Origin of the sequence: Bradyrhizobium sp. AZCC 1678 (assembly GCF_036924765.1) — a bacterium.
Taxonomy (GTDB): Bacteria; Pseudomonadota; Alphaproteobacteria; order Rhizobiales; family Xanthobacteraceae; genus Bradyrhizobium; species Bradyrhizobium algeriense.
On the sequence record NZ_JAZHSE010000001.1, the window covers coordinates 4,303,516 to 4,316,203 of the forward strand.

The window sequence follows — 12,688 nt, forward strand, 5'->3', positions numbered from 1 at the left end:
ATTTAACTGCAAAAACGCATTAGTTACGGTAACAGGGGTTGCTGAACCGATAGATGTGAATGCTACCAGTGTTCCTATGGCTATACAGACAGTACTTTTCGCTAACATTCGGTCCCTCCGAAAAAGTTAAAAAGATGCTGTTCTAATCGAAAGCGCCACGACAAGCACGGCGATGGCAGCAGCAACAAATCGGCAAAAACTCATACTTAAATTCCCCCTCTAGAAGGACGCCTTGCGGATGTGCAAGAATAGATTGACCCCATTCGGCTCCTCACCGATGTGCGCCGAAGCATCCGCGATGTTAGCCCGTTCGAAAAGCAACATGAGCTTTGTGCTATCTCGGTGAACAAGATTCCACCCGCCAAACTCCATATAATTGCGATGTGTATTGCGGTTTGAGAAGTTTCCTACAACTAGTTCTCCTCCGGGGTAGACCATGCCCGCCAACTTTCGGAGCAATCGAACAAACAGAGCATCGGTCAGATAGTCAAATAGCCCAGCGCACCAGATCAAATTGAAGCGCTGGTTGGTTCGCCAACGAAAGATATTGTTTTGCTCCAGCGTTATCTGGCTGAGGAAAGGCGTAAGAAGCTTGCTGGCGTGTTCTAGCGCCTTGCTATCCTGTTCAACAAAATGGATCCGGAGCGTGTGCGCTAGATCGGCATGCTTGATAAAGAACTCGAAGATGTCCCTGCCAGGACCGCTCGCAACGTTCAGTACCTGAGCCCCGCCTGGACAGGAGTTCGCGATATCGCGCAGCAGGGCATGGCAATAGTCTTTCCGCGCCCGCACGGCTTTGGCCGCCGAACTTCTCTGGAAGAAATGATCCCAGCGTTCGAGCGTAGGGTCGGGGGATACCCAATGGGTGTAGATGCGATCGATGATTTCAAAGTCCCCGGGGTATCCATGCGGACGAATACAAACGAAACCTTGATTTGTTTGCGTGGAGTTGAACGCTCCCCTTGAGCTTTGGGCAAACGCCTTCACGGATTCGACGTCGCCTTCAGTGCGCCGCATGGCAATTTCATCGAACAAGGTTGAAAGTTCGTCGTATTCGGCCGGATGAGGCCCGCCCGCTTCAACAAATTTCGTGAGACGCTCGAGAGAGGAAGTGATAGCCGATCTCGTCGGAATGAGCACTCGATCATCCATGCTTGGCACCAATGGTGATGCTATCGAGTGTCTCTGATCGATCCCGCGGCAATCTTATGACGTTCCAGACTAGTCCAAGCTTTTCCAGCCACGTGATGATGTGACCGTTTATGTCGAGTTGCCCTTCTGCCAACCCATGAAAAGCCGAGCGCGGAAAGCGGTGATGATTGTTGTGCCAACCGTCACCAAATGTGAGAATTGCCAGAATTCGATTGTTCTTGCTTCCGTTGCCTTGTGAATAGGCCTCTTCGCCGAAGAGATGGCCGAAAGAATTGACGGCCCAGACAACGTTGTGAAGTCCCGTGGTGCGGAGGCATCCGCCGATAAGCATCGCGCTCCATGCCGCATCGGGACCGGCGAGGAAGTAACCGTATCCGTAAGGCATGGCCAGCGAAACGGCGGGCCATACCCAGTAGGTTCGATTGAAAAAAGTTATCAGCTTGTTGTCGGTAACGCCTGCTCCGTAGACTTTGACATCCGTCGTGGTGCAGTCAAACAACCAACCGGCGTGGGCGTGCCAAATTCCCGGTAGTCCACTGAGAGAAGAGCCCCATTCGTCGACAAGCGGAGAGTGCACGTCTCCGAATTGGTCTGTATGGGCGTGGTGACGCCTATGATCTATAACCCAACGTGCTATCGACCCCTGAAAGGCCATTGAGCCCAGCGCTCCCAGCAAAAATGCAATTGCTGGGGTGGTCTCAAAACTCTTGTGCGAGAAATAGCGGTGCAACCCGAGGGCGACGCCCAAACCGACAAGGACGTAAAAGAGCACGAAAGCAGAAATATCGATCCATGTAACGCCGTGCTGTACTATATGAAGTCCGGCCCAGAAGCTTCCCAACAGAGGAATTCCGACCAGTAGTCCATTCTCGATACGCTTTCTGATTGCCGGCAGGCCACCGAACTGGACGCCTTCAAAGATTACAGGCTGTAAGAAACTGTCCACTGAAGCCGTGCGGGCTATCACTACCTTGCGAACCACTGTTGATAATGCAGTGAGCATTCCGGGATGCCATTTCGATCGACGGCGGGACCACGCCGGTCTTCATAGCTCTACGATTGTCTCGAGTTGATTGTCGTGACCCAAATAGGCTACGAGAAGAAGATTGGATGACGGGTCTGTTGCCGAATTTGACTAGTTAAGGTTGTATTGGGGCTGCAATGTTGCTTTGTGCGCGGGCCGCAGGCGGTCCGGATGATTAACTATGGATCACAGGATCGGCTTCTTACAGCGGTCGAAGCTATATACGAAGCAGCTACGGACCCATCGAAATGGCCAACCGCGTTGGGAGCAATTGCGGATTGCTTTGGTGATGTTGGCGCGGTGCTGGTTTGGCGTCGCGATGATGGATCGTTTGGCACGATTGTATCCGATACACTAATAGACGCACAAAGAGATTACGAAGAGAGTGGTTGGGCCAGCCGCGATATAAGAGCTACTCGGGCGATGGAACGGGGCTATTTCTTCAACGGAGTGCCGTTGACTGACCGGCACCTCTGTTCACCCGACGAAATCAGGAGCGACCCATGCTACACGCAATTCTTGGCCAAGCACGGGCTCGGCTGGGTTGCGGGAATCGCCGTGTCTCCGGATCCGCACGTCGGAGTTATTGTCAGCATTCAGCGTGATGCTAGCCGTAAGCCGGAATTCTCCGATGATGAGCTTGGCTTGCTGGTCACTATTGGCCGGCATATTGAGAAGTCTCTGCGTCTGTCGATCAGATTGCTCGATGCCGAGCTAACTGGACTTGGACTCGGTGAAGCGTTGGCGAGAATCGGAATCGGCGTTTTTTCCCTGGATTCACTTGGCCGCGTCGTTTTTTCAAATCCAGCAGGGCGACGGCTCATCGGAGATGAACTTCATTTGGTGCAGGATCGATTGTGTATCGGTTCAGGCACTACTCGTGAAGCGATTGACAAAGCCATCTCGCGTGCGCTCCGCGGGTATCGGCACGATTTGTTCGCCGAACCAAGACCTTTGCTGGTTCACTCCCTCAACTCGAACCGGCGGCTGGTCATCTATTTGCTTCCAATCGGGGAGCGGACCAGCATCGCCGAGGAGTTTCTAACGAACACGCGAGCTATCGTACTCGTCATCGAACAGAAGCTCGACGAGCCTCCTGACCCAACACTGGTTCGCGACGTTTTAGGCCTCACCTTGGGAGAAGCCCGCATCGCCGCACTTGTGGGCTCAGGCCTGCCACCCAGAGAGGCGGCAGAGCGACTTGGGATAGCGGAAGATACGGCGCGGAATTTGCTCAAGCGCGTATTTGCTAAAGTGGGCGTCTCTCGGCAGAGCGAATTAGTAGGGTTATTGGCAAAGCTTGTGCTTCGGTAATGATTTGCATCGGGGTGCGGCGCCCGGCGCAAGGTGATCGCAGGCCCTGCGGCGGATTAGGTCGCAGCCGTAATCCGCTGCCTGTATGTGATTGCGGTGACAGTGCACTTATCTCTTTCGATGACTGTGCTCGTCGACGGCGCTCTGGTCCGGACTGCCAGATGGCTGTGTGGGCCGCGTCCGCCCCGCTTCTGTAGCCCTGATCGCTGCGCGTTTGAACACGGGATCGCGGGTGCAGCAAGCACCCGGCATTCCCTGCGCCCTCTGTTTTTGGGGGACAAGATTCATGCAAAGCCTCGGACGCAATGCGCCGCGAGATTGCGAAACTATATCCACCGTCATTGCGAGCGAAGCGAAGCAATCCATGTTGCGGCAAAAAGAGAGAATGGATTGCTTCGCTTCGCTCGCAATGACGGGAACAGGCAGTCGTACGAAAAATGCGAAAATCCTTACGCCGTCCGCGCCACCGGCTTGCGCCTGCGCGCCCGGTTCACCCGCGCCGCGTCGGGTCCCTGCCGATCCGCAAACAGCAGCGGCCTGATGTCGGCCGCCGGCTTCGGCGGGCTGAACAGGTAGCCCTGCATTTCCGAACAGCCGAGTTCGCGCAGCAGTTCGCGTTGCTGCTCGGTCTCGACGCCTTCGGCCGTCGTCGTCATGTGGCGGTCGGCGGCGATGGTCACCACGGCCTGCACGATGCTGGACGATCCGTCCGGCTCGGCGATTCCGGTGATGAAGCAGCGGTCGATCTTGATCTTGTCGAACGGAAAACGCTGCAGGTAGCTCAGCGAGGAATAGCCAGTGCCGAAATCGTCCAGCGCAATGCGGACCCCGATGGCGCGAAGGTCGTGCAGAACGGCAAGCGCCGCCTCGTCGTCGCGGATCAAGACTGCTTCGGTGATCTCGAGCTCCAGCCGGCTCGCGGCAAGGCCCGATTCGGCCAGCGCCGCCATCACCTTCAGCGCCAGCGTGCCGCTTCTGAATTGAACCGGCGAGACGTTGACCGCGAGCCTGATATTGCCGGGCCAGCTCACGGCTTCCTTGCATGCGGTGGTCAGCACCCACTCGCCGAGCCGATTGATCAGGCCGGTGTCCTCGGCAAGCGGAATGAACTCGGCGGGCGAAATCATGCCGCGCTGCGGATGGCGCCAACGCACCAGTGCCTCGCAGCCGGTGATCGCGTTGGTCTGCAGGTCGAGGCAGGGCTGGTAATAGACCTCGAAGCCGCCGTCGACGAGCGCCTGGCGCAGGTCTATTTCCAGGCTGCGGCGGGCGCGGACCTCGGCCTCCATGTCCGTTTCGAAGAAGCGATAGGTGCGGCGGCCGGCGGCCTTGGCCGCGTACATCGCCAGGTCCGCGTTCTTCAGGATCCGCTCGATATCGGAACCGTCGCGCGGCGCCAGCGCGATGCCGATACTGGCGTCGGTGGTCACCTGATGGCCGAGGCATTGATAGGGCGAGCGGATCGCCTCGAAGATGCGGCTGACCAGCTTCATCACGTCGTCGGTATCCTCGATCCCGGTCTGAACGATGGCGAACTCGTCGCCGCCGAGCCGGGCCACGAAGTCGGTCTTGCGCGCGCAGCCGGCAAGGCTCGACGCGACCGATTTCAAAAGCTCGTCGCCGATCATGTGGCCGAGCGAGTCGTTGACGCTCTTGAATTCGTCGATGTCGATATAAAGCACCGCCAGTTGCCGGTCCGGCGCGGCGTGGGACAGTTCGCGCTTGAGCCATTCGTGGAACAGCGTGCGGTTCGGCAGGTCGGTCAGCGCGTCGTAATGGGCGAGGTGGGTGATGCGCTCCTCGGCGCGGCGGCGCTCGGTGATGTCTTCATGGGTCGCCAGCCATCCGCCGTCCGCCACCGGCTCGTTGACGACCTGGATCGAGCGCCCGTCGGGCGTCGATATGATCATGGCGTTGCGGTGCGAGATGTTGCGCAGCACCGTCTCGACGTATTGATCGATGTCGCCGACGAACGAGCCGGTTTCCTTGCGGTGGACGATCACCTCGCGGAAGCTGCAACCCGGCTTCACCACGTCGGCCGAGAGGCCGTACATCTCGAGATACCGCTTGTTGCAGATGATGAGGTGCTGCTTTGCATCGAACAGCAGCAGGCCTTGCGTCATGTTGTTGACGGCGGTGTCGAGGCGCTGCTTCTCCAGCGACAGCCGCTGCTTCGACGTGCGGTGCTGATGCGACAGCTTGCGGACCACGAGAAGCAGTAGTGCGGCGATCGCGAGCACCGAAAGTCCGGTGACCGTGATCAGGATTGCGATCTGCTCGCGCCAGTCGGCCAGTGCAGCCGATGTCGCGGTTGAAGCGACGATCACGATCGGGAAATTCGTCAGCGTGCGCGACGAGATCAGCCGGTCCTCACCGTCCATCGGGCTGGCGAGGCGCGAAGTGCTGTGGGCCAGCTCGAACACCTGCCGCTGGGCGGCCGGGCCGGTCTTGAAGTTCTTGCCGATCATATCAGCCACGTGCGGATAACGGGCGAGCAGCGTGCCGTCGCTGTGGAACATGGCGATGGAGGCGCCGGGTCCGAGCGCGACGGTCGCGAAGAACTTCTCGAAGTTGACGGGTTCGATGCCCCGGCCGATAAGGCCGAGGAATTCGCCCTTCGGCCCGGTGACCTTGCGCGCGATCACCGTGGTCCAGACGCCGGTGACGCGGCTGTAAACCGGTTCGACCAGCATCTCCGGCGATTGCGCGCTCGACTTGAAGGTCCTGAAGAAAGCACGGTCCGCCGAGTTGACCGGCGGCACCGGCCAGGCGGCCGATGCGTTGATCAAATTGCCTTCGGCGTCGAAGACGTTGACGCCGCCGACATAGGACAATGCGTCGATCTTGGATTTCAGCATCAGATGGATGTCATGGCCGGACATCCGGCGCTTGTAGTTCTCGGGCGTCGCGATCCCGCTGGAACGCATGAACGCGATCAGGTCCTTCTGCACGACCTGGAAGTCTTCGAGCTGCTGGTCGAAATGGCCCGCCAGCAGCAGCACGGTGTTTTCCAGCTCGCGTTCGCTGCTGCGCAGCGCGCGCTCACGGAAATTACCGGCCATGACGGTCGCGCCGATCGCGATGGTGGCGATCAGGAGCGCGCCGCCCAGGATCAACCAACGGATCGGGCCGCCGCGGAAGGCGGACGCAATCCTGAAGGATGTTGTACCGGTCGAAACCATTGAGCGTGATCGCTGCCGAGAAATGAACTTCCGGAATCGGAGTTCTCCCACCCCCCGGCCCATGACTTCGATATCGCGCCGATATGGAATTGACGTTAGGAAGTCTGGTTAATGAAGCGTTAGCCGGTGGCGGCGGGTTCCGTCGGCAACCACAGGGGGTATGGAACCGGCAAGGTGCAACCAGGAAAAAATCGGCGAACCGCCTGCTCGCGGTCCGCCGATCGGAAGTGTGCGGGCGTGCCGGCCTTGTTAGATCCGGAGCCGTCACTGCATGCGTGTCGTGGATCTGTGCGTGCGTTTCCTCGCGATGCCGACCGTCTGGCCGCTGTCCGGCAGGGCGTAGTCTTGGGGGTAACCTTGGTTGAACCGCTGCGGATCGGTGTAGGGGTTGCCCGGACCCTTGTTCTGGCAGTTGGCGTTCGGATAGAAGAACGCGCAATAGCCGGGTTCGGAGATGACTTGCTGTGCGATGGCGGGTGCCGTCATCACAGCCAACGCAGCCGCGGCGCCCACAAGCCTGTATCTCGACATCGGATTCCTCCTTGTGAAGGTCCCGAAGGAAACAACCCCGCGCGCCCGGAGCGCATTCCTCGCCGCGCCGGTCACACAAGCGTGACGACGGGGATCCGGTCGCCGGGCTCACCGCTCCGCGCGATAATGGCCGGACTTGCCGCCGATCTTCTCGACGAGATGGATGCCTTCGATGCGAACGCCGCGTTCGACCGCCTTGATCATATCGTAGATCGTGAGGCAGGCGACCGACACCGCCGTCAGCGCTTCCATCTCGACCCCGGTCGGGCCGGTGACCTTGACGGTGGCGCGGACGATGCAGCCGGGCAGTTTCCTGTCGGGCGTGATGTCGAGCGTCACCTTCGACAGCGCCAGCGGATGGCACAGCGGGATCAGTTCCGAGGTGCGCTTGGCCGCCATGATGCCGGCGATGCGGGCCGCGCCCAGCACGTCGCCCTTCTTGGCGTTGCCGGAGACGATCAGATCGAGCGTCGCCTTGCCCATGACCACGCGTCCCTCGGCCACCGCCGTGCGCTCGGTCGCTGCCTTGGCCGAGACGTCGACCATCCGCGCTTCGCCCGACGCATCGATATGGGTGAGGGCGGAGCCGCCTTTGGAAGCCTTGTCCTTGGAAGCCTTGCCGGCCATCTCTCAATCGGTCCCGGTCGCACGCGGCGTATTGACCCGCGTCAGCAGCGCGCGGGTTGCCGCCGTCACGTCAGCCTGCCGCATCAGGCTTTCGCCGACCAGGAAGGTCGACATGCCGACGCGCTCGAGCCGCGCCAGATCCGCAGGCGCAAAGATGCCGCTTTCGCCGACCATCAGGCGATCGCGCGGGATCAGCGGCGCCAGCGCCTCGCTGGTCGCCAGCGTGGTCTCGAAGGTCCGTAAGTTGCGGTTGTTGACGCCGATCATCGGCGAGCGAAGCTTTAGCGCGCGATCGAGTTCGGCGGGGTCGTGGATTTCGATCAGCACGTCCATGCCAAGTGCGATCGCCGCGTCCTCCAGATCCCTGGCGGTAGCATCGTCGAGCGAGGCCATGATGATCAGGATGCAGTCTGCGCCATGGGCGCGGGCTTCCACCACCTGATAGGTGTCGAACAAAAAGTCCTTGCGCAGTACCGGCAGGCCGGTCGCCGCGCGCGCGGCCACCATGAAGTCGAGATGGCCCTGGAACGAGGGCGCGTCCGTCAGCACCGACAGGCACGCTGCGCCGCCGGCCTCGTAGGCCTTTGCCAGCGCCGGAGGATCGAAATCGGCGCGGATCAGTCCCTTCGAGGGCGAGGCCTTCTTCACTTCCGCGATCAGCGCATAGTCGCCGCGTGCCAGCTTGTCGCGGATCGTGCGCAGAAAGCCGCGCGGCGGCGATGCTGTCTTGGCGCGGGCGTCGACCTCGGACAACGGATGCGCCCGCTTGGCCGCGGCGATTTCCTCGCGCTTGTAAGCCTCGATCTTGGTCAGGATATCGGACATCTCTGGCGCCCCTCGGATCAGCCGCGCGAGACCGCGATCAGGTGTTTCAGCCGCGCCGCTGCCGCACCGCTGTCGAGCGATTTGGCGCCGATCGCGACGCCGTCCTTCAGGTCCTTGGCGCGGCCAGCCACAATCAGGGCAGCCGCGGCGTTCAACAGCGCGACGTCGCGATAGGCGCTCGGCTTGCCGTTGAGCACGCTCGAGAGCGCCAGCGCATTGGCGTCGGCGTCGCCGCCCTTCAGCGCGTCGACATTGCAACAGGTGAGGCCCGCGTCCTCCGGCGTCACCTCGAACGTGGTGATCTTGCCGTTGTCGAGGCTGGCGACGAAACTTGGCCCGGTGAGCGTGATTTCATCGAGCCCGTCGGAGCCATGCACGACCCAGACGGATTCGGAGCCGAGGTTTTTCAAGACCTGCGCCAGCGGCTGCACCCAGTGCCTGGAGAACACGCCGACCATCTGCCGCTTCACGCCGGCCGGATTGGAGAGCGGGCCGAGCAGGTTGAAGATCGTGCGGGTGGCGAGCTCGACCCGGGTCGGGCCGACGTTCTTCATGGCCGGATGATGCGCGGGCGCGAACATGAAGCCGATGCCGGCCTCGGCCACGCAGCGGCCGACCTGATCGGGCGTCAGGTCGATCTTGACGCCGAGCGAAGCCAGTACGTCGGCCGCGCCCGAGCGCGAGGACAGCGCGCGGTTGCCGTGCTTGGCGACGGGTACGCCGGCGCCCGCGACGATGAAGGCCGCGCAGGTCGAGACGTTGACCGAACCAGAGCCGTCGCCGCCGGTGCCGACCACGTCGACGGCGTCCGCGGGCGCCTGGACCCGCAGCATCTTGCCGCGCATCGCGGCCACCGCGCCGGTGATCTCGTCGACGGTTTCGCCGCGGACCCGCAGCGCCATCAACAGCCCGCCCATCTGCGAGGGCGTGGCCTCGCCGGACATCATGCTGTCGAAGGCGGAGGCAGCTTCCTCACGCGACAGCGTCGCGCCGGTGGCGACTTTTCCGATGATAGATTTGAGGTCGTCCATCGCTTGGGCTTTCAGGATTGGGTGTCGTCTTGAAGCATGACCGGCGCAAACCTTGGACTAGTCTTGGCCGATCATGCTCAGTTGTTAGCGCCCGTCACCTGCGCGAAGGCGGCCTGGTTGATGGTGGTGCCGATCTCGGATTCGATCTTCGTCACGTATTGCGCGACCTGTTCGTCAGTCAGAGCGCGCTGCAGCGTGTCCTTCAGTTTCCTCAGTTCGTCAGAGGCGGCGTCGACCGGCGGCACGGTCACGTCGGTGACGCGGTACACGATCCACTCGCTGCCACCGGCACCCGGCGTCTGCCCGACGCCGTCCTTGGCGGTTCGGAACGCGGCCGTGATGGCGGCCGAGGGGACGCCCGAAAGCGAGGCGTCGCGGCGGAAGCCGGTCGCGGTCTCGACCTTCGCTCCGACCGCAGCCGCTTCGGCCGCGAGCGTGCCGCCTTGCTCGAGCTTCTGGACCATCTCGGTTGCCTTCGCGCGCAGCTTGTTCGAAATCTGGTCTTCGCGCCATTTCGCCTCGACCTGGCTGCGAACCTCGTCGAGCGAGCGCTCGCGCGAGGGCGTGATGCCGAGCACGTCGTACCAGACATAGCCGCCGGCAAACTGGATCGGTTCATTATCGACGCCGACATCGCTGTTGAAGGCTTGCGAGACCACGTCGAGGCCGCGCGGAATGTTGGCCACCGGCTGGCCGTCGGGCGTGCGGCCGGAGCGATCGACGGCTTCGATCGTGACGGGGGTCAGGCCGAGCTTCTGCGAAGCCTCCACCACATTGGCGCCGCCAGAGCGCTCGTCTTCCATCTTGTTCTGGATTTCGCTGACCTTGGCGCGCGCGCGTTCGGTCGCGAGTTCCTTCTTTATCTGGGCTGCAACGCTTTCAAAGGTCGGCGTCGTGCCCGGCTCGATCTTGCCGATCTTGACCAGCGCCACGCCAAACCGCCCCTGCACGGGCTGGCTGATTTCACCCGATGGCAGCGAGAACGCCGCATCCGCAATCGCCGGATCGATGATCGCACTCTTTGCGATCATGCCGAGGTCGACGTCGGCCAGATTGAGATTGCGCTCTTTGGCGAGGTCATCGAACGACATTCCCGACGTGATGCGGCTGCGCGCGGCCTGCGCTTCGCCTTCGTTGGGAAACACGATCTGCGACACTTCGCGCTTCTCCGGCGTGCCGAGCCGGTCGCGATTTTGTTCGAAGACCTTCTTCGCATCCTCTTCGGTGACCTCGGTCCATTTGCCGATCTCTTCGGGGCTGATCACGACAAAGGACAGTTTGCGATATTCGGGTGCGCGGAACTGGGTCTTGCGCTCCTCGAAATAGGCGGCCAGCGCCTCGGGCGAGGGGGGGATCGATCGTGCCGGCCTGCGCGGCGTCGAGTTTGACGTACTCGATCGAGCGCTGTTCGTTCTGGAAACGGGTCATGGCGTCGATCAGGACCTTCGGCGGCTCCACCCCGGTCGAGACGGTGCCGACGATCTGGCGGCGCAGCCCGACGCGCCGCTGTTCGGCGAGGTAGCGTTGCTCGGTGTAGCCGAACTGCCGGATCGTGGCCTGGAAGCGGGCGGGATCGAACTTGCCGCCCAATCCCCTGAAATTCGGATCGCTGTAGATCAGCCGCATGGTTTCTTCCTGGGACTGGGCGAGCCCCATGCGCCGGGCTTCCTCATCCAGCGCGGCTTCGGCGATGGTCTGTTGCAGCACCTGCCGGTCGAGCCCGAAGGCGCGGGCCTGCTCCGAGGTCAGCGGGCGGCCGAAACTGCGGCCGAGCTGCTGCAGCTTTTCCGTGTAGATCTGGCGGAACTGCTCGGTCGAAATCTCGGTCTTGCCAACCTTGGCGAGCGACGACTGGCCGAACCCCTTGAAGATGTCGGCGATGCCCCAAACTGCGAAACTGACAATCAAAACGCCCATCACGGTGGCCATGACAATCTTGCCGAGCCAGTTTGATGAGGCTTTCCGAATTCCTCGAAGCATGGGTCCAACTTGTTTTTGCAGGAGAGGGGAACCGGGTCGTGCCCGGCGAAAATTCGATTCCGTTCAGGATCGACTTCCGCAACAGAGCGTCACCGAGTTGAAAACGCATCATAAAGTGGCAGCGCCCCCCTCGCAACCTCGCCTGTGGGGGCCATTTGAAGCGGTTAACGGCCTGGGGGATCGCCCAACCGGTATCTGGAACTGGCGGCGTGCCTCTGCTAGCGCATCTATAACGCTGACATTTGCGGGATAATTGACATGACCGACGCCATCCGGCCCCTGATCGCGGGCAACTGGAAAATGAACGGCCTGAAATCCGCCCTGGGTGAATTCGAAGCAATGATTGCCGGCGCAGGCGCGCTGGCCGGCAAGGCCGACCTACTGGTTTGCCCTCCGGCCACCCTGATCGCGGGCTTTGCCGACAGGGCGCGCGGTTCAAAGCTCGCCGTCGGGGCCCAGGATTGCCACGCGAAGGCTTCGGGCGCCCATACAGGCGATCTCTCGGCGGAAATGCTGGCGGATGCCGGCGCCAGCGCCATTATCGTTGGGCATTCGGAGCGGCGTGCCGACCATGGCGAGACCGACGCGCTGGTCCGGCAGAAGGCGGAAGCGGCCTGGCGGGCGGGCCTCGTGGCCATCGTGTGCATCGGCGAGACTCAGAAGCAGCGGGATGCCGGCCAGACGCTGGATGTCTGCGGCGGGCAACTCGCGGGTTCGTTGCCGGATGGCGCTGCGGCGGCCAATCTGGTGGTGGCCTATGAGCCAGTCTGGGCGATCGGTACCGGGCTGACGCCGACGACCGGAGATGTCGAGCAAGTTCATCGGTTTATCCGGGGTGTTCTCACCGAGCGATTTAAGGCCGAGGGCAGTCAGATCCGGATTCTCTACGGCGGATCGGTAAAACCCTCCAACGCCGCGGAGTTGATGGCCGTCGCCAATGTCAACGGCGCGCTGGTCGGCGGCGCCAGCCTGAAAGCGGCCGATTTCCTCGCGATCGCGGCGGGGTGTTAGGCCGTCGCACG

At 61.7% G+C, this 12,688-nt stretch carries 9 protein-coding genes and 1 pseudogene; 2 read left to right on the plus strand and 8 right to left on the minus strand.

Features of this window, described 5'->3' with window-relative positions:
• Positions 1 to 219: 219 nt before the first annotated feature.
• Positions 220 to 1,152, minus strand: a complete 933-nt coding sequence (locus tag V1294_RS20280; protein ID WP_334499613.1) for a class I SAM-dependent methyltransferase — start codon at positions 1,150 to 1,152, stop codon at positions 220 to 222.
• Entirely contained in the window at positions 1,145 to 2,155 is a 1,011-nt protein-coding gene (locus V1294_RS20285) for an acyl-CoA desaturase (RefSeq protein ID WP_334499615.1), read from the minus strand. The genes V1294_RS20280 and V1294_RS20285 overlap by 8 nt, the downstream gene beginning before the upstream one ends.
• A gap of 192 nt (positions 2,156 to 2,347) precedes the next feature.
• Here V1294_RS20285 and V1294_RS20290 point away from each other — a divergent pair, with 192 nt between their 5' ends.
• Entirely contained in the window at positions 2,348 to 3,490 is a 1,143-nt protein-coding gene (locus V1294_RS20290) for a helix-turn-helix transcriptional regulator (RefSeq protein WP_334499617.1), read from the plus strand.
• Between the two features lie 449 nt (positions 3,491 to 3,939).
• Here the strand turns inward: V1294_RS20290 and V1294_RS20295 are convergent, their stop codons facing one another.
• The 6 genes and pseudogenes from V1294_RS20295 to V1294_RS20320 all read right to left on the minus strand — a co-directional run bounded on the left by V1294_RS20295 (position 3,940) and on the right by V1294_RS20320 (position 11,666).
• Positions 3,940 to 6,672 (minus strand): bifunctional diguanylate cyclase/phosphodiesterase, encoded by a 2,733-nt coding sequence (locus V1294_RS20295; protein ID WP_334499620.1) that lies wholly within the window; start codon positions 6,670 to 6,672, stop codon positions 3,940 to 3,942.
• Positions 6,673 to 6,936: 264 nt separating this feature from the next.
• Positions 6,937 to 7,203: a hypothetical protein gene (locus V1294_RS20300; RefSeq protein WP_334499622.1), complete on the minus strand. Its 267-nt coding sequence runs from the start codon at positions 7,201 to 7,203 to the stop codon at positions 6,937 to 6,939.
• A gap of 108 nt (positions 7,204 to 7,311) precedes the next feature.
• Positions 7,312 to 7,830, minus strand: coding sequence for a cyclic pyranopterin monophosphate synthase MoaC (gene moaC / locus V1294_RS20305; protein ID WP_334499624.1), 519 nt, complete (start codon positions 7,828 to 7,830; stop codon positions 7,312 to 7,314).
• Positions 7,831 to 7,833: 3 nt separating this feature from the next.
• The gene (gene trpC / locus V1294_RS20310) at positions 7,834 to 8,655 is read right to left on the minus strand and encodes an indole-3-glycerol phosphate synthase TrpC (protein ID WP_334499626.1); all 822 of its coding nucleotides are present in this window, start codon (positions 8,653 to 8,655) and stop codon (positions 7,834 to 7,836) included.
• A gap of 17 nt (positions 8,656 to 8,672) precedes the next feature.
• A complete protein-coding gene (trpD, locus tag V1294_RS20315; RefSeq protein ID WP_334499628.1) occupies positions 8,673 to 9,686 on the minus strand; it encodes an anthranilate phosphoribosyltransferase in 1,014 nt (337 codons plus the stop codon).
• A 77-nt stretch (positions 9,687 to 9,763) separates the two neighbouring features.
• Positions 9,764 to 11,666, minus strand: a pseudogene (locus V1294_RS20320) (peptidyl-prolyl cis-trans isomerase).
• A gap of 258 nt (positions 11,667 to 11,924) precedes the next feature.
• Here V1294_RS20320 and tpiA point away from each other — a divergent pair.
• Positions 11,925 to 12,677: a triose-phosphate isomerase gene (gene tpiA / locus V1294_RS20325; RefSeq protein WP_334499630.1), complete on the plus strand. Its 753-nt coding sequence runs from the start codon at positions 11,925 to 11,927 to the stop codon at positions 12,675 to 12,677.
• The last annotated feature ends 11 nt before the right edge of the window (positions 12,678 to 12,688 follow it).